The sequence below is a fragment of the Nocardia sp. NBC_00565 genome (genome assembly GCF_036345915.1).
Lineage (GTDB): Bacteria > Actinomycetota > Actinomycetes > Mycobacteriales > Mycobacteriaceae > Nocardia.
The window spans coordinates 4874049-4892949 of the sequence record NZ_CP107785.1; the positions used below are offsets into that span (position 1 = coordinate 4874049).

At 67.0% G+C, this 18901-nt stretch carries 19 protein-coding genes; 5 read left to right on the top strand and 14 right to left on the bottom strand.

Annotated features, from left to right (window positions below):
• Positions 1 to 361: 361 nt before the first annotated feature.
• Together rpsO and OG874_RS22935 are read right to left on the bottom strand one after the other, a co-directional pair.
• Positions 362 to 631 carry a 30S ribosomal protein S15 gene (gene rpsO, locus OG874_RS22930; RefSeq protein ID WP_330249207.1) on the bottom strand — a complete coding sequence of 90 codons (270 nt, stop codon included), beginning with the start codon at positions 629 to 631 and terminating at the stop codon, positions 362 to 364.
• 168 nt (positions 632 to 799) lie between these two features.
• Complete coding sequence (locus tag OG874_RS22935; RefSeq protein WP_330249208.1) at positions 800 to 1765, bottom strand: bifunctional riboflavin kinase/FAD synthetase; 966 nt, start codon at positions 1763 to 1765, stop codon at positions 800 to 802.
• Between the two features lie 455 nt (positions 1766 to 2220).
• On the opposite strand from OG874_RS22935, the gene OG874_RS22940 reads away from it, so the two are divergent.
• A complete protein-coding gene (locus OG874_RS22940) occupies positions 2221 to 2889 on the top strand; it encodes a metal-dependent transcriptional regulator (RefSeq protein ID WP_330257372.1) in 669 nt (222 codons plus the stop codon).
• Here the strand turns inward: OG874_RS22940 and OG874_RS22945 are convergent.
• Complete coding sequence (locus OG874_RS22945; RefSeq protein WP_330249209.1) at positions 2886 to 3245, bottom strand: hypothetical protein; 360 nt, start codon at positions 3243 to 3245, stop codon at positions 2886 to 2888. The genes OG874_RS22940 and OG874_RS22945 overlap by 4 nt on opposite strands.
• A 136-nt stretch (positions 3246 to 3381) precedes the next feature.
• On the opposite strand from OG874_RS22945, the gene OG874_RS22950 reads away from it, so the two are divergent.
• Entirely contained in the window at positions 3382 to 3534 is a 153-nt protein-coding gene (locus tag OG874_RS22950) for a hypothetical protein (protein WP_330249210.1), read from the top strand.
• A gap of 102 nt (positions 3535 to 3636) precedes the next feature.
• On the opposite strand, the gene truB is transcribed toward OG874_RS22950, so the two are convergent.
• Both truB and npt read right to left on the bottom strand, forming a co-directional pair.
• Positions 3637 to 4539, bottom strand: coding sequence for a tRNA pseudouridine(55) synthase TruB (truB, locus tag OG874_RS22955; protein WP_330249211.1), 903 nt, complete (start codon positions 4537 to 4539; stop codon positions 3637 to 3639).
• The gene (gene npt, locus OG874_RS22960) at positions 4539 to 5210 is read right to left on the bottom strand and encodes a 4'-phosphopantetheinyl transferase Npt (protein ID WP_330249212.1); all 672 of its coding nucleotides are present in this window, start codon (positions 5208 to 5210) and stop codon (positions 4539 to 4541) included. The genes truB and npt overlap by 1 nt, the downstream gene beginning before the upstream one ends.
• A 300-nt stretch (positions 5211 to 5510) precedes the next feature.
• Between npt and OG874_RS22965 the strand changes: the two genes are divergently transcribed.
• From OG874_RS22965 to OG874_RS22975, 3 genes are all read left to right on the top strand, one after another.
• Positions 5511 to 6755 carry a lipase family protein gene (locus OG874_RS22965; protein ID WP_330249213.1) on the top strand — a complete coding sequence of 415 codons (1245 nt, stop codon included), beginning with the start codon at positions 5511 to 5513 and terminating at the stop codon, positions 6753 to 6755.
• Between the two features lie 201 nt (positions 6756 to 6956).
• Positions 6957 to 7901: an NAD-dependent epimerase/dehydratase family protein gene (locus OG874_RS22970; protein WP_330249214.1), complete on the top strand. Its 945-nt coding sequence runs from the start codon at positions 6957 to 6959 to the stop codon at positions 7899 to 7901.
• Between the two features lie 34 nt (positions 7902 to 7935).
• On the top strand, positions 7936 to 8793 hold the full coding sequence (locus OG874_RS22975; protein WP_330249215.1) for an RNA polymerase sigma-70 factor: 858 nt from the start codon (positions 7936 to 7938) through the stop codon (positions 8791 to 8793).
• Between the two features lie 78 nt (positions 8794 to 8871).
• Here the strand turns inward: OG874_RS22975 and OG874_RS22980 are convergent, their stop codons facing one another.
• The 9 genes from OG874_RS22980 to OG874_RS23020 all read right to left on the bottom strand — a co-directional run bounded on the left by OG874_RS22980 (position 8872) and on the right by OG874_RS23020 (position 18900).
• Positions 8872 to 9771, bottom strand: a complete 900-nt coding sequence (locus OG874_RS22980; protein ID WP_330249216.1) for an NAD-dependent epimerase/dehydratase family protein — start codon at positions 9769 to 9771, stop codon at positions 8872 to 8874.
• A 37-nt stretch (positions 9772 to 9808) separates the two neighbouring features.
• Positions 9809 to 10699, bottom strand: a complete 891-nt coding sequence (locus tag OG874_RS22985) for an alpha/beta hydrolase (RefSeq protein WP_330249217.1) — start codon at positions 10697 to 10699, stop codon at positions 9809 to 9811.
• Positions 10700 to 10956: 257 nt separating this feature from the next.
• Positions 10957 to 12435, bottom strand: a complete 1479-nt coding sequence (locus tag OG874_RS22990; RefSeq protein ID WP_330249218.1) for a hypothetical protein — start codon at positions 12433 to 12435, stop codon at positions 10957 to 10959.
• A 283-nt stretch (positions 12436 to 12718) separates the two neighbouring features.
• Positions 12719 to 13360, bottom strand: a complete 642-nt coding sequence (locus OG874_RS22995; protein ID WP_330249219.1) for a TetR/AcrR family transcriptional regulator C-terminal domain-containing protein — start codon at positions 13358 to 13360, stop codon at positions 12719 to 12721.
• Entirely contained in the window at positions 13357 to 13599 is a 243-nt protein-coding gene (locus OG874_RS23000; RefSeq protein WP_330249220.1) for a hypothetical protein, read from the bottom strand. The genes OG874_RS22995 and OG874_RS23000 overlap by 4 nt, the downstream gene beginning before the upstream one ends.
• Before the next feature lie 50 nt (positions 13600 to 13649).
• Positions 13650 to 14606 carry a metallophosphoesterase family protein gene (locus OG874_RS23005; RefSeq protein ID WP_330257373.1) on the bottom strand — a complete coding sequence of 319 codons (957 nt, stop codon included), beginning with the start codon at positions 14604 to 14606 and terminating at the stop codon, positions 13650 to 13652.
• A gap of 66 nt (positions 14607 to 14672) precedes the next feature.
• Positions 14673 to 15488: a TIGR03943 family putative permease subunit gene (locus OG874_RS23010; protein WP_330249221.1), complete on the bottom strand. Its 816-nt coding sequence runs from the start codon at positions 15486 to 15488 to the stop codon at positions 14673 to 14675.
• A complete protein-coding gene (locus OG874_RS23015) occupies positions 15485 to 16489 on the bottom strand; it encodes a permease (RefSeq protein WP_330249222.1) in 1005 nt (334 codons plus the stop codon). The genes OG874_RS23010 and OG874_RS23015 overlap by 4 nt, the downstream gene beginning before the upstream one ends.
• Before the next feature lie 296 nt (positions 16490 to 16785).
• Positions 16786 to 18900: an Ig-like domain repeat protein gene (locus OG874_RS23020; RefSeq protein ID WP_330249223.1), complete on the bottom strand. Its 2115-nt coding sequence runs from the start codon at positions 18898 to 18900 to the stop codon at positions 16786 to 16788.
• Position 18901 lies beyond the last annotated feature (1 nt).

Below are 18901 nucleotides of genomic sequence, written 5' to 3' on the forward strand. Positions count from 1 at the left end.
CTTGTTGTCGTGCAAACCGGAGCCGACCATTTCGAGCGACCTGCCAGCAGGCGCTACGACCAAACCCCTCATACACAAATAGCCAACGGGGAGATTGTACGTCTCCCCGTTGGCCGGGTGATCTACCGCCTCGGCTAAGCAGCGTGTCGAGCGCTGCCCGCCCAACCGGCCACCACAGAGCGAGTCCTACGAGCGACGTTCGCGGCCCGTCTCGCGTCCGAGCCGTCGAAGCGCATGCGACGTAGTCGCGAGTCTCGACGGCACCGCTAGCGACTGCTCGCAGGTCGCTCGAAAGGGTCGGACGCGAGACATCGGGGGGCCGCGAACACGCAGCGCCGCAGGCGCTGCAAATCAAACACAGTTACCGACGCAGACCCAGGCGCTCGATCAGCGAACGGTAACGCGCAATGTCGCTCTTCTGCAGGTACTTCGAGAGCCGACGACGGCGGCCGATCAGCGCGAGCAGACCGTGGCGGGTGTGGTGATCGTGCTTGTGCACCTTCAGGTGCTCGGTGAGGTCGGCGATCCGCTTGGACAGCATCGCGATCTGGGCTTCCGGCGAACCGGTGTCCTTCTCGTGCAGGCCGTACTCGGCGAGAATTGCCGACTTCTGCTCGGTGGTCAGTGCCATGGGGCATCCACTCCTATTTCTCAGTACCGCGCTCGGAATTCCGGATACCCGGATCGGGTGCCGCCGCGGACCGCAGCAAACCCGAGGATCCACCCTACCGGATCGATATTCCGGATCGAATTCGGTATGTCGTATCGAATCGCGCGAGCGAATCCGCCGTCGGGAACATCAGTCGGCGGCGGCGAGCACCTTGCGGGTGTTCTCCACATCGCGGCCCATGGCCTCGAGGAGTTCAGCGATGGAGTCGAACTTGCGCATACCGCGTAGGTGCTCGACGAAATCCACGGCGACGTGCTGGCCGTACAGATCGGCCTCGCCGTCGAGCACATACGCCTCAACGGTGCGGGCACGCCCGGAGAAGGTGGGGTTGGTGCCGATCGAGACCGCGGCCATCGCCCGCTCCCCCGGTGTCACGGTACCGATGGTCGGGCCAGGTCCGAGCACGGTGAACCAGCCCGCGTACACCCCGTCGGCCGGAATCGCGGCATACATCGGCGGCGCGATATTCGCGGTCGGAAAGCCGAGCTCACGGCCGCGGCCGTCGCCGTGCACGACCACGCCCTCGACGCGATGCGGGCGACCGAGCGCCTCGGCCGCCGCGGCCATATCACCCGCGTCGACGCAGGCCCGGATATAGGTAGAGGAGAAGGTGACCGCGTGCTCGCCGAGCAGCTTGACCCCGTCGACCTCGAAGCCGAACCGCTCCCCTAGCTCGCGCATGGTGTCGATGGTGCCCGCGGCCTTCTTACCGAAGGTGAAGTTGTCGCCGACCACGACCTCGGCCACATGAAGCCGCTCGACCAGCAGATCGTGCACATAGCGCGCGGGGGGCAGCTTCATGAATTCTTGGGTGAAGGGCATTACGCAGAACACGTCGACGCCGAGTTCCTCGGCCAATTCCGCGCGTCGGGTCAGTGTGGTCAGCTGCGCGGGATGCGAGCCGGGACGCACCACTTCCATCGGGTGCGGATCGAAGGTCATCAACACCGCCGGAACACCGCGCGCGGCAGCGGACTTCACGGCCCTGCTGATCAGCTGCGCGTGGCCGCGATGCACACCGTCGAATACGCCGATCGTGAGTACACACCGCCCCCAGTCCGCGGGCACATCGTCGAGACTTCGCCATCTCTGCACAGTGCGCAGCCTACGCAAAACGGGTGGCGAACAGTATTCGGAGGTGCCGATCCGCACTCCGGCCCCGAGCCCGTTGTGTACAGGAGGTGAACTGCGGGTCCGGCTCCGATCGCCTCCCGGCAATTGCGGAGTAACAACGATCCATGATTTTCCCTGCTGGCAACGCTCGAGATGGGATCCTGAAGCTTCGGACGCGCTCGGCGCGGCACGGGCCGTCGGAACACCGGCGAACCTGATCTTGGTCCGACCAGCCGAAACTACGGATCGGCGGGACGGATCGACAGCTGTCGGACAACGGCATCGCGATGTTCATGTGTCTGAATGTGTGAACCGGGAGTCATGTGCATAAGCTCGAAGATGTGCCCGGTAAACGAGATATCGCCACCCGACGGGAGCTGGCCGACACCGCAGCGCAGCCGACCGAGACCACAGGCCCGCACGGCAGCACCACGACGATCGCGCCGGAGCTCACCTCGGTCGCCCAGGACTATTTGAAGGTGATCTGGACCGCCCAGGAGTGGTCACAGGAGAAGGTGTCGACGAAGCTGCTCGCCGAGCGGATCGGCGTCTCGGCCTCCACTGTCTCCGAGGCCGTTCGCAAGCTCGCCGACCAGGGGTTGGTCGAGCACGCCCGGTACGGTGCCATCACCCTCACCGAACATGGCCGCCGCGCCGCGATCGCCATGGTGCGACGGCACCGCCTGCTCGAGACCTTCCTGGTCAATGAACTCGGCTATGGCTGGGACGAGGTGCACGACGAGGCCGAGGTGCTCGAGCACGCGGTCTCCGAACTGCTGATGGCGCGCATCGACGCGAAACTCGGCTATCCGGACCGGGATCCGCACGGCGATCCCATTCCATCGGTCGACGGCGCGGTGCCCACCCCACCGGCCCGCCAGCTCAGCGGTTTCCGCGCCGGTGAATCCGGCCATGTCGCACGGATTTCCGATGCCGATCCGGATATGCTGCGATACTTCGATTCCGTCGGCATCGCGCTGGATACCCCGATCGTGGTGGTGGAACGCCGAGACTTCGCGGGCACCATCGCGATTCGCATCGGCGAGCGGACCATCGATCTCGGCAGCCCTGCGGCCGAAGCCATTTGGCTCGGCACTCGCGACTAGCGGCTGGTGAAGTAGTGGCGCAGGTCGGCGGGGACGCCGTCGGCGGCGGCATTCGACCAGCAGACATTGTGCGGGAAGTTGACGTAGGTGGTCCACTTCGTGCCGACGTAGCGCACCAGGCGCTGACTGTCACCTGGCACGTCCCAGACCATGATTGCCCAGTGGCCGTCACATGAGGTCGAAGTCGGTGTGGCGGCCAGGAGTTGGCCGGACAGGTCCAGATCGGCTGCGATGGCTTCGGCGGAACACGTGGTGCCATCGCGTGCCGGTGGTGACGATTCGTTGTCACCACCGCACGCTGCCGCGGCCACCGCAACCGCGGCGAGTACGAACACCCGCTGGATAATCCCCCGCATTCCCATCGCCGTCGGCCTTTCCATCGCTCCCACCCGATATCCAGGTATCGCCGCCGGCCGCACCGGAGTTAACACACGTCAACCCCCATAGAACGACGAGTGGCACACCTTGAAGTGGCCTTCTCGCACTCCGCCTGTGCCACTCGCGGTGGAGCCGTCAGCTGGAGAGAGCGTCCAGCAGGGCCCGGAATTCCGCGGGCGAAAGGTAGCCGTCGGCGTCTTGGTCGGCGGCGGCGAGGAGGGTCTCGGCGGTTTCGTCGATCAGGCCCGCGCCGACGTGGCTGGCTGACGTTCGTCCGCGTGCTCTCGGTCGACTGGCTCGAACACCAGACCTGCTCGCGCACCGAACTCCGCGGTATCTGTGTCGGTGCGCTGGAACCACTTGGCGCGGTTAAAGATTCGAAGGACGCACGACCATGACCGAGGCCGCGCGCTTGCCGCTCTCCTGCAGCAGCGCGATCGCGCGACCGGACGGGTCGATGGCGGCGCAGACGCCGGGAATGCCGACCGGCTCCAGCCAGCGTCCGTTGCGCAGATCCTCGGCCTGCTCGTCGTCGATATCGCGGTGCGGGAACGCGGTTCGAACGGCGGCGTCGATGTCCAGGCTCAGCAGCGAGTCATCGGATTCGGCGGCAACAGCCAATTCGTCCAGGGTTCTGGCGTGTTCGAGGGTGAACGGACCGACCCTGGTGCGGCGCAACGCGGTCAGATGCCCGCCGACGCCGAGCGCGGCGCCCAGATCGCGGGCCAGCGCACGAACGTAGGTGCCGGAGGAACATTCGACGACCACATCGAGATCGACGAACTCCGAAACATCCTGGCGGGCCAGGATATCGAAGCGGGAGACGGTGACGGGGCGGGCGGCCAGCCGCACCTCCTCACCGGACCGGTGGCGGGCATAGGCGCGCTCGCCGTTCACCTTGATGGCGCTGACGGTGGCCGGTACCTGTTCGATATCACCGGTCAGTTTCGCGGTATGCGCCGCGATTTCGGCATCGGCGAGATGGGTCGCCGACGTGGTCGAGAGCACCTCACCCTCGGCGTCGTCGGTGGTGGTGGCCTGTCCGAGTCGGATGGTCGCGGTGTAGGCCTTGGTGGTGAGGGTGAGCAGGCCGAGCAATTTGGTGGCACGCTCCACACCGAGCACCAGCACGCCGGTCGCCATCGGATCGAGTGTCCCGGCGTGCCCGACCTTCTTGGTGCGCAACAGCTTCCGGCATTTCGCGACGACATCGTGGCTGGTCCAGCCGCCGTCCTTGTCGACGATCAGCAGACCGCCCAGTGCGTCGACCATCAGCCGTGCACGATCGCGGTGATGATGAGACCGTCACCGATCATCCAGCGGCCGTCGAACGAAATCAGTGGCGCACCACCGTCATTGACCTGACCCGGCACCAGGATCTGGCTGTGGAAGCTGCCCGAGCCCGCACCGTCGGAACTCTCATCGATGGTGAAGGTGATGTGGGCGTCCTCGAAGCCGAGCCAGCGTGCGGTCAGCGGCCACCACGCCTTGTAGGTGGCCTCCTTCGCGCAGAACAGCAAGCGGTCCAGGTGCAGCCCGGAGCCACCGACGGTCGTCAGCCACTCCCGCTCGGGCGGCAGGCTGACCGAATCGAGCACGCCCTCGGGCAGGGTGCCGTGCGGTTCGGCGTCGATGCCAATCGAGCGGAACCGCAGCTTATGCGCCAGCGCCGCGGCGCGATAGCCGTCACAGTGGGTCAGGCTGCCGACGATCCCGCGCGGCCACACCGGCGCGCCCCGCTCGCCCTTGCCGATCGCGACCGCGGGCTCACCCAGCTCCCGCAGTGCCAGCCGGGCACAGTGCCGAGCACCGATGAAGTCGCGGCGACGCTTCTCCACCGACTTCTCGATGAGGTGCGCCTCCGCCGGATGCGGCCGCAAATCCTCCGGGTACTCCAGCAGCTCAGCCGAGGCCACGCCAGCGGGAAGAATTTTCTCGATCATCACCGACGAGCCTAGTCGAGCCGCCCCTGCCTCAAACGCCGCGGGAGGGGTGGACTGAGTGCCCATTCTGTCGGAGACCGCACCCGTGGCGGTCGTCGCCGCGGTGCAGTACTTCATCACGGTCAATTCCCCTTCCGAGGAGATAAGACGAGGGTTCGACGCGCCCGCCGGCCGGGTACCCGGCTGCCTGATGTGGCCTGAATCACGTCGGGGAACGGTCACGTGGCAGGGAGTTGTCCCGTCCTGTAGCTGCACATCGGGCCAACAGGCTCGAGCTCCCCGCAACTCGAGGTGAACACCATGCGTTTTCTGAGCTATTCGGCCATGGCGCTGGCTGCCGCCGGCGCGGTACTGACCGGCCCGGTCGCACCAGCCCAGGCCGACCCCGTCCCCTGCGACCAGGCCTGCCAGGCCGCGTGGGCACACCAGCACCGAAATGGGTTGCCACGCACCGGTTTCTACGATGCACCCGACCCACTCGAGTGGGCTTCGACCGGCACATTGATCCGTCAGGAGGCCACCACGGATTATGTGGTGGACGGCAAGCAGACCCCGGCCACTCGGATCCTCTACCACTCCCGCACCTCCGGCGGACGCGACATCGCGGTGTCCGGGGTGGTGCTGGTGCCGCAGGGCGCCCCGCCCGAGGGCGGCTGGCCGGTGGTGGCCGACACCCACGGCGCCAGCGGTGGCGGTGTGGACTGTGCGCCGTCGCTGATGCGAGATCTCTACCACGGCAACCAGATGGCACGGTTCGTCGCCCGGGGCTACGCGGTGGTTGCGCCGGACTACGCCGGGTTGGGCACGACCGGCGAGTCCGAGTTGGGCAACAAGACCGCCGAGGCCGACGACCTGATCGGCGCGGTGCGCTCGGCGAGGCAGGCGCTGCCGAACCTGTCGGACCAGTGGGTGTTATGGGGACACTCTCAGGGCGGCGGAGCCGCGCTCGGCGTCGCCGAACGCCAAGCTGTCCATCCGGAACCGGGTTATCTCGGTGCGGTGGTCACCTCACCGGCCGCCGACCTGACCGCGCTGATCACCCACACGGCCGAAACGCCGTCTCTGGGTGGGTTTTTGCCGCTGATTGCCCAGGGTGCCGAGGCCAGCGACCGGCGCGTCCAACTGGACCGAATCCTGACACCGCAGGCACTGGATCGTCTCGGCAGCACTCACAGCGGATGCCTGGACGTGGTCTCCGCCGTCTACAGCGGTCTGTCCGGTGCAGACCTGGTTCGACCGGACTACCTGTCCGAGCCGAACTTCGCCCGCTTCCTCCACGAGAACAGCACCGGCAACCGCCCGATCGCAGGCCCGGTGTTGCTTCTGCAGGGCGGTGTCGATGCGTTGACCACGCAGCCGGTCACCGACAAGGTCGCCACCGCACTATGTGACACCGGCTCGCAGATCGACTACCGCACCTACCCGACCCTGGCGCATGACACCTGGGGCGGGCAGACCGGCATCGACGACGGCGCAATGCCCGACATCCTGTCTTGGACCGCGGATCGCTTCGCCGGCAAGCCTGCCGCGTCGACCTGCTCCTGAACCGCGGCGGGCGGGTACCCGGTACCCGCCCGCCCGGACCTCATCCCACATCACAACCAACAGCCTGTGCTCGCCGGGCTGCGGCCTCGGCGACATGACCCAGATCACATCAAGAATTGTCACGCGGGTGATCGCTGGCCCGTCCTACCTTCGCCAATCATCAGTACCCGGTTCCCACCGGGCAGATTCATAGGAGTCATCATGCGAGTCCTCGTCGCTGGAGCCACAGGCGTCATCGGCCGCCAGATTCTCCCGCTGCTGTCAGCGGTCGGCCACGACGTCATCGCACTGTCGCGTCCGGGCGACCGCGCCCTGGCGCTACAGCGATCAGGGGTGCAGGTCGCCGCGGCCGACGCGCTCGACCCCACCGCGCTGAGCAGGGCGATGCGAGACACCGCACCCAACGCCGTCGTCAACATGCTGACGGCCATCCCAGGCACGATCAACCCGAGAAAGATGACACGCGACTTCGCTGCGACCAACCGGCTGCGCACCGAGGGAACCCGCAATCTCGTCGACGCTGCCCAGGAGGTCGGAGTCGGGCGGATCATCAGCCAGGGCCTCGCCTACGCCTACCAGCCGGGCGCGGGCCCGGCGGCCGAGGACACCCCACTGTGGCAGCACCCGCCCAAGCAGTTCGCACCTGTACTGGACGCGCTGATCGAACTGGAGCGGCTGACCACCGAAGCGGACGGCCTGGTCCTGAGGTTCGGCCACCTGTACGGACCCGGCTCGATCTTCGCCGCCGACGGATCCTTGGTGCGACAAGTCCAGGCCGGCAAAATGCCCATCGTGGGGGAAGGGGCGGCGGTGTTCTCCTTCACCCACGCCCACGACGCCGCCACCGCGGTTGCCGCGGCACTGGACAAGAAGACCGACGGGTTTCTCAACGTGGTCGACGACACCCCGGCACCGCTACACGAGTGGCTGCCCGCCCTGGCGAAGACCCTGGGTGCCCCCGCCCCCAAACAGGTGCCCGCGGCGCTGGCGCGGCTGGATGTCGGTAGCTGGGGCGTGGCGTACATGAACGAGCTGCGCGGCGCGGACAACACCCGGGCCCGGCTGCAATTGGACTGGCGGCCCCGATACGCCTCCTACGTTGACGGTTTCGCCGAATTGGACACGGCCGGTCGCCGGGCCGCATGATCGCGGCCACCGACTCGTGGAAAGGGAAGGTGCCATGCAGGATCCGACCGAGGTGTTCGAGGAGTACCGCCCGTTACTGCTGGGGCTGGGCTACCGGCTGCTCGGCAGCATGTGGAATGCCGAGGACATCGTGCAGGACGCCTATCTGAGGTGGCTGGGCACCGACCGCACCGAGATCAAGGAGCCGAGGGCCTTCCTGGTGACGGTGGTGACCCGGCTGGCCCTCGACCAGCTCCGCTCGGCCCGGGTCACCCGTGAGGCATACGTCGGCCCATGGCTGCCAGAACCGGTGTCCGGCACCGAGTTCGGGCCGCAGGAGACGGCCGAGCTTCGCGATACCTTGTCGTATGCGACCCTGCACCTGATGGAGCGGCTGTCCCCGCCGGAGCGGGCCGCGTTCGTGCTGCGCGAGGCGTTCGAGCTGCCCTACGACGACATTGCCGAGATCGTCGGCTCCCCCGCCGCGACCTGCCGTCAGCTGCACCACCGCGCGGCCAAGCGGCTAGCTGACGGACGCGACCGGTTCGAGCCGTCGACCGCCGACCACACCGCGCTGCTGACCCGCTTCCTAGACGCCGCCGAGGATGGTGACCTGGCCACCCTCACCGAACTGCTCAGCGAGGACGTCGTCGCTTGGAACGACGGCGGCGGCAAGGTCCGCGCGGCTCGGGTTCCGATCATCGGGCGCGTCCACGTGTTGGCATTCGTCACCGGTCTGACCTCGCGCTACCCGATGGGCGATGTTCGCGTGGTCGAGTCCAACGGTGCGCCCGCCATCTGGATGGCCATGGGTGGGCAGCAGCAACTCGTCGCCTTCGACATCCGCGACGGCCGCATCCACAACATCTTCGGCATCCTCAACCCCGACAAGCTCTCCCACATCCGCCCCTGAACCGACCCGCCGGCACCGTCCGCACCGACGCCGACCTACGCGGCTGCACCAGTGCCCTCCTGGTGACGCAGCGGCCGGTCAGGGTTCAGGTGTGAGAAGTGCTCGGTAGGAACCGAATTCGATATCGTCGGTGACGCTGGGACGGTCGGGCAGCCAGCCGAGCAGTTCATGGGTTCGGCGGGCGTCGATTTGCTGATGCGCGGTCAACCAGTCCGGGAACGGCACGACTCCCTCGGCCTGATTGCGTGGCAAACCCTCAGTGGCACTGGGCTTTTCGATGAGTCTGCCGATCGCCACCGCCACTGCCCGCGGTGTCGATACACCGGAGACGGCATGCAGGATCGTGCTCGGCGGTGCTTTCTCCAGGGCGAGCGCGAAGGCGTCACCGAGATCGTCGACGTGCACATTGGGCCAGGCGTTATCGCCAGGCGTCACGTAGCGGGACGCTCCGGCCGCGATCGCCGCTGCGATGAGGCCGGTCAGCACCAGACCGCCTGCCCTGCCGTAGACCAGCGGAGGGCGCACCACGATGCCGTGCCCGGCGGCCAGCGTGTCGAGTTCCAATTGCCGCCGCCACGCCATACCCGGTGCCGGGTCGACCGGATCGTCCTCGGCGACCGCACGGCCCTTGGTCTCGCCGACCACACCGATCCCGCTGGTGTAGATGACCGGCCGTCCCGCTGCCGCCGCCAATATGGCGTGCACCGCGGCGGTTTCGACTGTCCCGGCTTCGGCCATGTCGTCGATGCCGTAACGGGCGAATGCCGCGTGCGCGACCGCGTCCACCTCCTGAGTGATTCGCCGCAGAACGTCCAGGGTGGCCAACGAGCCCAACACCGGCTCCACTGCTGCGGCACGCAAATGCTCGGCGGACTCCGGGGTACGAGCGAGTCCGACGACGTCGTGCCCGCGCGATCGCAGCGCGCGTGCGACGGCCGAACCGATGTAGCCGGTCGCACCGGTGACCAACACCCTCATGCGCGCGACCCCGGCAACGCGTTCCGTCCATTCCACATCAGATGCTCCCGTCGAAGAATGCGACGGCACGGTCTACAGCCGGCCGTACATAGGTGTCGTCGTCGTAGAGGTCGATATGGTTGGTGGTGTCCAAGACCACAAATTCCTTTGGTTCGGGTGCGGCTACGAACGCCGCTTCGGCGTCGGCGAGCGGAATTGCCTGGTCTCCGCGACCGTGCACGATCAACAGCGGAGCGGTGACCAGCGGCAGATAGGCGTTCACATCCAGGGTCAGCTCCTGCAGCACCGATAACGCGGTGCAGCGATTCTCCCAGCCGGGACGCGCGCCCCGATCGGTTCCGTAGTATTCGAACGGCTCCGGACCAGGGTTTCCCGCGGGCATGCCGGCAGGGTTGACCGCTGGCCAGTACTCGATCTCACCGGTGTCGAACTGCTGTTGCGCGATCTGCGCGAACTGGCCGACCAGCGCCGCGAAGTTGTCCTCGCCGAACCGGTTTCGGATCAACGTCGGATTGTTGTAGGCGGCCGCGATGAGCGCGACGGACTTGACCCGCGGGTCGTACGCGGCCAGCTGCACCGCGTAGATTCCGCCCAGACACACCCCGCACGCGGCGATCTTGTCGACGTCCACCTCGGGGCGGGCGGCCAGAAAGCTGACCGCGTGCCGCAGGTCCGACACCTTGGCCGTAGCGTCCTCGTGCTGGCGTGGTGTTCCCTCGCTGTCACCCCAGTGGCGGTGGTCGAACGACAAAGCGACATACCCGCGCTCAGCGAACCGCTGCGCGTAGAAACCCGTCACCTGTTCACGCACACCGGAAAACGGCCCGGTGAACACCACTGCGCCGCGCTCGGTGCCGGGCTCGGGCAGGTGGAGGTCGCCAACCAGCCGATGGCCGTCGCTGGAGAACTCGATCTTCTCGATCCGCATCTATCTACCGTTCCTTAGTTTCTCTACTGGTCACAGCGTCGTATGAAGACACCGCCGTGAAGAGGCTTCCTGCCTGTGGCGCACACTGCTCGGCCGGCCTGGTCCGTTCCTGCGTTCTGCTCACTGCGAGGTTCGGCCCCGCGATATGGCGTCGTGAAAGTCGACTGATAGCCGTCGTCCAGCAATCCGGCCACGCACACCCGATCCAGCTTCAGCAGCGGGGAATCGTCCGGACGCGCTGTCGGCATCCCACGCCCTCATGAGCCGAGGACCAGTGCGGTGAGCGAGTACGGCGCGACGGTGACGGGCTGGGCGAGATCGACTGTTCTGGTAGTGCTTTCGACATCCACGCTGTGCTCGCCGTAGGTGAACACCGTCGCATCACGGTTACGGGGCCCCGGCAACTCGATACTCACGGCGTGGTCGGCGTTCGGGTCCTCGTTGATGAGCAGCACGGCGAACCGCCCGTCTGGGCGGCGCGCGGCATGCACGACGATCTGCCCATTGTTCGAGGTCGCCGGGAGCAGCTCCGCGCCGGCGAGGGTCAACTGCTGGAGCAGTTTCAGACCGTAGTAGGCCGGAAACGGAGTGGTTGCGGGCGGCTGGCAGTAGTCCGACGGCTCGGCCCACGGGTTCTCGGTGGCGCACAACCCGCTCGAGAGCAGGCCCACATCGCCGTACCCGGCAGCGACAGTGCCCATGATTTGGCCGAGGAGGGCGTACCAGTGCACCTGGCTCGCGCCGCCCTCGAGCAGGGTCAGGTAGTGGTCGGCGAGGAACAGTGCGGAGACCGTGCTCACCTGCTGACCGGTCGCGTTCGCGACAGACGCGGCCTCACCGATGATGATCTCGACGCGGTGACCGGGACCAGCGTGCTGGTCGATCAGATCGCGGAACCGGCCGATGAGGTCGCCGTTGGCGCGGGGCCGGGCCAGCAGATCCGCATCGCTCATCGGTTGCCAGCCGGATCCGAAGACGAACAGATCGACGAAGTCGATGTCGCGCCCGACGATCTCCAATACCGTTCTGTTCCAGTCCATCAGCTCGGCATCGGTATCGCGGCTGCTGAGGCCGACACCGACCCGGATCGTCGGATCTACCGCCTTCATCGCGCGGGCGAACTCCAGTACGTTGCGCGCGTAGGCCTGCGGGGATTTGTCCACGTGCCCGTCGGGCTCGATGTTCTCCTGGGTTGGTGACCAGCCGTTGAAATGCATGCTTTCGCCGATCTCCCAGTACTTCACCCCGTAATGCTTCTCGTTGTTCGCGTACCGCACCCAAGCGGCAGCCTCTGCCGGGGTGCCGGTGCCGTAGTTGACATGGACCAGCTTGTGCTCGACACCCCCGTCCCGGGCGAGCTCGGCGAACTGGTCGAAGGTGAACTTCGGCCGCAGCATCGTGTAGTCGTACGGGTGCGCGGCCTTGCCCGGATCAGGCCGGAGTGTGTTGGTCTGCCAGTCGTACATGTCGACCGGCATGCCGGCATCCCAGTCGAGCGTCTGCACGCCTGCCGCGTGCAGCAATCCAGGAACCTCCGGCTCAACGGTGTTCTCATTCCAGAATTGAGCATCCACGCCGACCGCGCCGGACCCTAGGACCGCCGCGGCAGGGCCGGGTTCGACACGAACGGTGGCATCGGCCCGGACGGGTCCATCCGCGTGCCCCGGAACCGATCGGGCAAGCGCGAGAAGGAGCGCGACAACCACGACTGCGGACAGCTTTCCATTTCCGTGCATCAATCACACCCTGACTACCGGCCCGGCTGATGCAAACCTCGACACCAACCGATGTATCTACATCGTAGATTTAATCTACATCGTAGACATATGGATGATCAATACCGCCGGCAGCGCGAAATCCTCGCTACCTTCCCCGCGGTAACCGCCCGAGTGAGCATGGAGACTCGGAGCGCGTCCATGTCCTATCGATTCATTCCGGCCGCACATCCCGGCAAATGTCGTAATCCGTTGTGCCACAGGATATTCGACGAAGGTTCACATCCGCTAGAGGACCTGGAACCTAGCCGACGTTGCGACCGAATCCGTCGAACATGGCAGTAAGCCCGATGTCGAAGTAGTCGCCGGACGCAGCGTCGGCGGCGGCGGCGAGTCCGTTGTAATCGGGCGAATCGGGCGCCGGTTTTCGGCTACGCTCTCCGGCGGCCGCGCCGGTCGTCCGGCTCAGGATGTGGCCTATCGCGAATTCGCGCAGACAGCGGGACAATTGCAGCGCAGTCGCGGGCGCGAAGCCGGAGGCGGTCAGCTGCGTGATCATCCGATTACCGATGTCGATGGCCGTGATGCTGCGCGCGGGGCGGGTAGCGAAGATGGATACCGCGTGCGGGTGCCGGGTCAAGATGGAGCGCAACCGGTGTGCGTAGGTCCGCATCATCTCGCGCCAATCCGCTTGCCACGGTAGGTTTTCCAGCTCCAACTCATCGAACATCACTGCGGCTATACCGTCGAAAAGGTCCTGTTGGTCGGCGTAGTGCCGGTATGCCGCCATGGGGTCCGCACCCAGCGCGGCACCCAGTTTGCGCATCGAGAACCCGTTCAGGCCGGTCTCATCGATCACCGCCAGTGCGATCGCCGCGATGTATTCACGGTTCAGCACCACCCGGGTCGGCGCGGCCGGCCGCTCGCGCGAACTGCCCGCACTCACGACGTCATCTCATCGAACAGCTTGGGCACGTTCGGCGCCGTCATCACGCCGAACGCGACATAGGCCCGCATCGGGCTCTGCTCCACGGCGAGCCGACCGATGTTCACGATCTCCTGCCGTGCGGGACTGTCCTCGGACAGCAGCCCCATCACCGGTGGTTCGTGCACGATCGCGGCCACCAGTCGATCACTGTGCCCGGCAATCACTTCCAGCGCGATGATGCCCGCTCCTTCCCCCATGTTCGCTACGTCGTAGACTAAATCTACAGCGTAGCCGACATGGAAACGGCTCACATGCCGCGGCGGCGCTGGGCCTTCTCGCGCATCTCCGCGGCCGCGGCCTCCATCTCCGGGGTCACCTGGAAGTGGCCGCCCCACGTGTTCAGTGCGCCCGGTGGGTACTCCGGCGTCGGGAGGATCTGGCGCAGCAGGCGGTCGGGCAGTCCGCGCTTCTGCCATTCGCGGGGGTAGCCCAGTGACACCTCTTCGAAGCGGACGCCGTCGTAATAGGAGGTGCGCGGGATGTGCAGGTGGCCGTAGACCGAGCAGACCACGTTGTAGCTGGTGTGCCAGTCGGCGGTCAGATCGGTACCGCACCAGAGCGCGAACTCCGGGTACCACAGCACATCGGTGGGCTGGCGGACCAGCGGGAAGTGGTTGATCATCACCAGCGGCGTCTCGGGTGCCAGCGCGTCCAGCTTGCGCTTGGTCACCTGTATCCGGGCGTGGCACCAAGCATCGCGGGTCAGATACGGATCCGGCGAGAGCAGGTATTCGTCGGTAGCCACCACGTTGCGTTCGCGCGCCAGGGCCAGTCCCTCGGCCTTGGTGGTGGTGCCCTTGGGCAGGAACGAATAGTCGTACAGCAGGAACATCGGGGCCAGCGTCACCTGTCCGCCGTACGGCTCGGAACCCGCGCCCGTCCACACCGGAAACGGATCCTCCGGCGTGAGCACATCGAGGTCCCGGCAGATCGACACCAGGTAGTCGTAGCGCGCCACGCCGTGCATCTGGACCGGATCCTTCGCCGTGGTCCACAGCTCGTGATTGCCCGGCACCCAGATCACCTTGGCGAAACGGCCGCGCAGCAGTTCCAGCGCCCAGCGAATGTCGTCGGATTTCTCCGCGACATCCCCGGCCACGATGAGCCAGTCCTCGGGCGAATCCGCCCGAATCTGCTCGACGACCGGCCGATTCCCCTGGTGTCCGACATGAATGTCGCTCACCGCCATCAACTTGGGTATCACCACACCTACATTGGCACATCCACGCCGATTGCCGCCGTTCGGCTCGATGATCATGCGACGCTGCGGCTAACGCCCCCGCTCGTACGGCCGGTCCGGCGCCTCGATCCGCTGGTAGTCGGTGACGACGAAGGTCGGTGTGAGATCCGGATCCCGCTGGGCACTACCCGTTTCGACAATGCCACGAACCTGCAGCCAGGCATCGTCCTCGATCACCTCGGGCAGCCCCGCGAGGTGCACCAGCACATATCGGGCGTCGGCGACACAGCACGTGATGACCACCCGCGCTAGATCGGCGTCGGGGCTATCGGGATGCTGTTGCTCGAGATCCTTGGGCCGAATGATGAACCCGCTGATGGTGACCTCGCGACCGTCCAGCGAATGGCTCGAGTCCTGTACCGCCCGATTCACCAGATCCACGATCGGGAGGCTCGGCGCGGGCTCGGACGGCAATGGCGCAAACGCCCACACCTTCGGCTGCTCCGCAGCTACATCCCGCGGCACGACTTGAACGGACGAACTCGTCACCGCCGCCCCGGCCCCCAACGCGGGCGGAGCGATGAGCAGCAGCGCGGCAACCGGCGCAAGCAACAGCCACTGCACCCGCCCACTACCGTGCTCATGCGCGTGCTCGCCACCACTACCGTGCTCATGCCCGGCGGCAGGATCGAGGCCGGGACGGTGCCCGGAGCCGGGGGATGCTGTGCCGCTGCGGATGTCGCGTGTGATTGCGACCAGGGCCAGTAGGACGAAACCGATGCCGCTGATCAGTAGGAACGGGTAGAGGCTTGGTTTTACGTAGCGCAGGTAGGTGCCGTCGAGGGTGATCCAGAGGACGGCGGTACCGATCAGCAGCAACAGCAGGTTCTGTGTCTCCCGTTTCATCGGGCACCTCCCAGGAAGATGTATCCGGCGACCGTGCCGCAGACCACGGCGACCGCAAAGGTCAACGGTGCGAACCGCATTGCGAACCGGCGGCCGAAACTGCCCGCCTGCATCGCGAAGAGCTTCACATCGACCGCCGGGCCGACAACCAGGAACACCAATCGCGGCAGCAACGGCAGCGTCGACATGCTGGCCGCGACGAACGCGTCGGCCTCCGAGCACAGTGCGAGCACGATCGCCAGCACCGCCAGTACCAGGATCGCGATCACCATCTGGCCGGCCAGCCGCTCGTACCAACCCGGCGGCACCAGCACGTGCAGCGCGGCGGCGGCCGCGGCACCGAGTACGAGGAATGCGCTGGCTTGCAAGAGATCATGCCGCGCGGCTTCGGTGAAGACCTCCCACCGTGTGCGCCCGGTCACGCAGTGGTCGCGTCCACCGCCACGCGGCAGCATCCACTCCGGACGCCCGATCCGCGACCAGATCAGCCCCATCACCACAGCGGTGGCCAGTGAACCGGTGAACCGCGCCGCCACCATTCCCGGCTCGCCCGGAAACGCCACCGCCGTCGCGATCAGCACCACCGGGTTGATCGCGGGCGCCGAGAGCATGAAGGCCAGCGCCACCGACCCCGGCGCACCCTGCTCGGTCAACCGACGAGCCACCGGTACGACACCGCACTCGCATCCGGGCAGCGCCATCCCCGCCAGCCCCGCCACACCGATCGCCGCGGACTCATTGCGCGGCAACACCTTTCGCAGCACCGCAGGCGAGACGAAGGCCGCGATACCGCCGCTCACCAGCACTCCGAGCGCAAGAAACGGCACCGCCTGAACGAACACCCCCGCGAAGATCGTCACCCCGGTCTGCAGCCGCGCCGACGCCCCCACCGCACGCACCAGCGGCGCCTGCAGAACCAGACCGAGCACGATCAGCGCCGCGAGCACATACGTCGAGGACACCCGCGTCCGTACCGAGTTCACAGTGTTGAGTGCGAGCATGGTCCCATCTTGCCAAGTGAGGGCGGCAAATCCCGCTTGTCAGCCCCGACCCGCGTTGCGCCGCCCGCCGGATGCATCGCCGCGCCCTCTTCGCCGCGCAACAGCCCTCGCATCGCAAGCCGTGCCAATGCTCCCAGCACAGACCTGCCGACGCGAATCGACGCTTCACGACTCAATGCGCCGCCGCCCCACCCCGACAGTCGAGTCTCCAACGCCCCGGCACAGACCTGGAAGTCCTGCCGGAGCGTGGACTCAGTGCTGCGCCCAACATCGATGACGGCGCCGTGCTTCCCGGGCTATCCGGACCAGCGGATTCGGGCGGTCGAAGCGAAACTGGCTGCGACAGTGAGGTTTCCGTTCGGCTCGCGGCGGCAGGACGCGATGGCGATGTGACAGGGGCGCGGGAGGTCGGGCGGGATTCGGACGCCGCCGTCGAGTTCGTAGCGCATATTGGTGACCTTCCAGGAGCGGGCCTGGGGGTCGTCCGGGCTGGTCGGGGGCTGGTCGGGGCGGACGACGGCCATGACTTCGGTGATACCGACGGGCCAGGTGAAGACCAGCAGACCCGCGTGTTCGGCAAGTCCGCTGACGGTCGGGATACCGCTCGGCGCGGGGTCATCTTGTGGCGATTGCTCTGGTCTGCCTCGGGGTTTTGCGGCAGGGCCAGTATCGGATCGGGTGACCTCGGAGTATCTGCCCGCGACGGCGGCGGCCACCGCGTACACCGGCTGCCCGACGGCGGGTGCGCCACCGTCCTCTAGTTCGGTGGCCTGCGTGCGGCCCACCACGCGCCACGAGCCGTCCGGCTGGAGTCTGGTCACCCGGTAGTCGACGTCATTCGTCGGCGACGGCGACCAGGCGACGAGCACCGACCCATTCGCCAACCGGGTGGCATCGACCCGCAGCGGTGCCTGGACCGGCGTCTCCGCGAGTGCGGCCGCCGCACCGGCGTGATCGGCGCACACCGCCACCGCGGCGAGCAGCGCACGCATGCGCGCGTCGGCCGGTCCGGCTTGTGCCGCGGCGACGAGCCGATCCGCTTCGGCGATGGCCTGTCCGGCTTCGGCGAGCAGCTGTTCGATGCTCGGCGTCTGATTCGGTGGCAGCAGATCGGATGCGGTGCGCCGCAGTTGCTCCAGATGTGGGAGCGCCGCTACGTACCGCTTGCCCGCGCAGGCGGTCGTCGCACTGCGCCAGCGCCCGTCCGCCTCGGCCAATATCCGCTGCACCTCATCGGATACCGAGCGGATCGACGTGAGCCCCGTGCCGTCGGAGCCGACGAGCCTGCGCGCCTCTTCGACGTGACGTGCGGCTTCACGGGGACGACCGCCGCGCAGGGCCGCCCGAGCGGCCTTCAACGGTGCCTCCCAGAGCCTGGGCGCCGCGTGACCCGAGTGCGATGTCGGCTCGGCCGGTTGCACCGGCGCCGCATGCGGCGAACTCTCCACTCGCGCACCGAGTTCCGTAGCGATCTCGGTCAGCACCCGCGTGGCGTCGTTCCGGTCCAAACCCAACCGCATCGCCTCATCGAGCAGGTACTGGAAGTCCTCGCCGACGAGTTGATCCTCGACCAGCACCGCGGCCCTGACCTTCGGCCGCAATTCCTTCGCGACGTCCTCGGCGATCGCCCGCAGATACTCCTGCAGCGTCGCCTCGCCCGATTCGAGCACATCGTGGATATGAATGAGCAACTCGTCCAACACGACTCGGACCCGCCCGGGAGGCAACTCCCGCGAGCGAGCGCGCAACGCCTCGGCGCGCAACCGAATCTCCTGTGCCTGACCGACTTTCGAGGGATCCACCCGCAGCAGCGCGAACAGCGTCGGCGTCGGTTCGCCGTCGATCAGCCGCTCCCATTCGCTGAGCAACTGCCGGATCTGTTGTCTGCGTTGGTCGGTCAGCACACCGACGGGCGCGGGCGCATCCTCGATAACCCGATGCCGACGCAACCGGGTCGCGACCTCTGCGGCACTGAGCCCGCCCATCGCGCCGATCTCCTCCAGCCCGGGAACCTTCCCGGCCGGTACCCCGCCGTGGCGCTGCACCAATCGCGAAATCGCCGCGTCGAGCATCTCGTAGCGGTCCGCGTCGCGCCGCGCGCGCATCTCCCGCACCCGCACTGCCTCCGCGCGACGCGCCGCCGCGTCCAACAGCAACCGCGACAGTGCGGGGTGTGCGTCGACCAGTAGCCCCACCAGCACCCGATATTTCGGATGGTCGCGCTGTCGCTGCCAGAAGCCCCAGACCTCCTCGACCCGCGCCGCAACCTCCGCATCGCTCAGCGTCTCGGCCTCGTCCAGCGGAATATCGTAGAGCTCGAACGGATCCGACTCCTCGAGCCCGCCGCGCCGCTCGACATCGGCAAGCACCCGCTTGCGGTAGTCGTTCGGGTTGAACGCCTGCATGGCCACC

Excerpts from the sequence above, each read along its gene's own strand:
- rpsO (WP_330249207.1), bottom strand. The coding sequence starts at position 631 with ATGGCACTGACCACCGAGCAGAAGTCGGCAATTCTCGCCGAGTACGGC.
- OG874_RS22945 (WP_330249209.1), bottom strand. The coding sequence starts at position 3,245 with ATGCGGGGGATTATCCAGCGGGTGTTCGTACTCGCCGCGGTTGCGGTG.
- truB (WP_330249211.1), bottom strand. The coding sequence starts at position 4,539 with ATGGTCGACGCACTGGGCGGTCTGCTGATCGTCGACAAGGACGGCGGC.
- npt (WP_330249212.1), bottom strand. The coding sequence starts at position 5,210 with ATGATCGAGAAAATTCTTCCCGCTGGCGTGGCCTCGGCTGAGCTGCTG.
- OG874_RS22965 (WP_330249213.1), top strand. The coding sequence starts at position 5,511 with ATGCGTTTTCTGAGCTATTCGGCCATGGCGCTGGCTGCCGCCGGCGCG.
- OG874_RS22970 (WP_330249214.1), top strand. The coding sequence starts at position 6,957 with ATGCGAGTCCTCGTCGCTGGAGCCACAGGCGTCATCGGCCGCCAGATT.
- OG874_RS22975 (WP_330249215.1), top strand. The coding sequence starts at position 7,936 with ATGCAGGATCCGACCGAGGTGTTCGAGGAGTACCGCCCGTTACTGCTG.
- OG874_RS22980 (WP_330249216.1), bottom strand. The coding sequence starts at position 9,771 with ATGAGGGTGTTGGTCACCGGTGCGACCGGCTACATCGGTTCGGCCGTC.
- OG874_RS22985 (WP_330249217.1), bottom strand. The coding sequence starts at position 10,699 with ATGCGGATCGAGAAGATCGAGTTCTCCAGCGACGGCCATCGGCTGGTT.
- OG874_RS22990 (WP_330249218.1), bottom strand. The coding sequence starts at position 12,435 with ATGCACGGAAATGGAAAGCTGTCCGCAGTCGTGGTTGTCGCGCTCCTT.
- OG874_RS23000 (WP_330249220.1), bottom strand. The coding sequence starts at position 13,599 with ATGGGGGAAGGAGCGGGCATCATCGCGCTGGAAGTGATTGCCGGGCAC.
- OG874_RS23010 (WP_330249221.1), bottom strand. The coding sequence starts at position 15,488 with ATGAAACGGGAGACACAGAACCTGCTGTTGCTGCTGATCGGTACCGCC.
- OG874_RS23015 (WP_330249222.1), bottom strand. The coding sequence starts at position 16,489 with ATGCTCGCACTCAACACTGTGAACTCGGTACGGACGCGGGTGTCCTCG.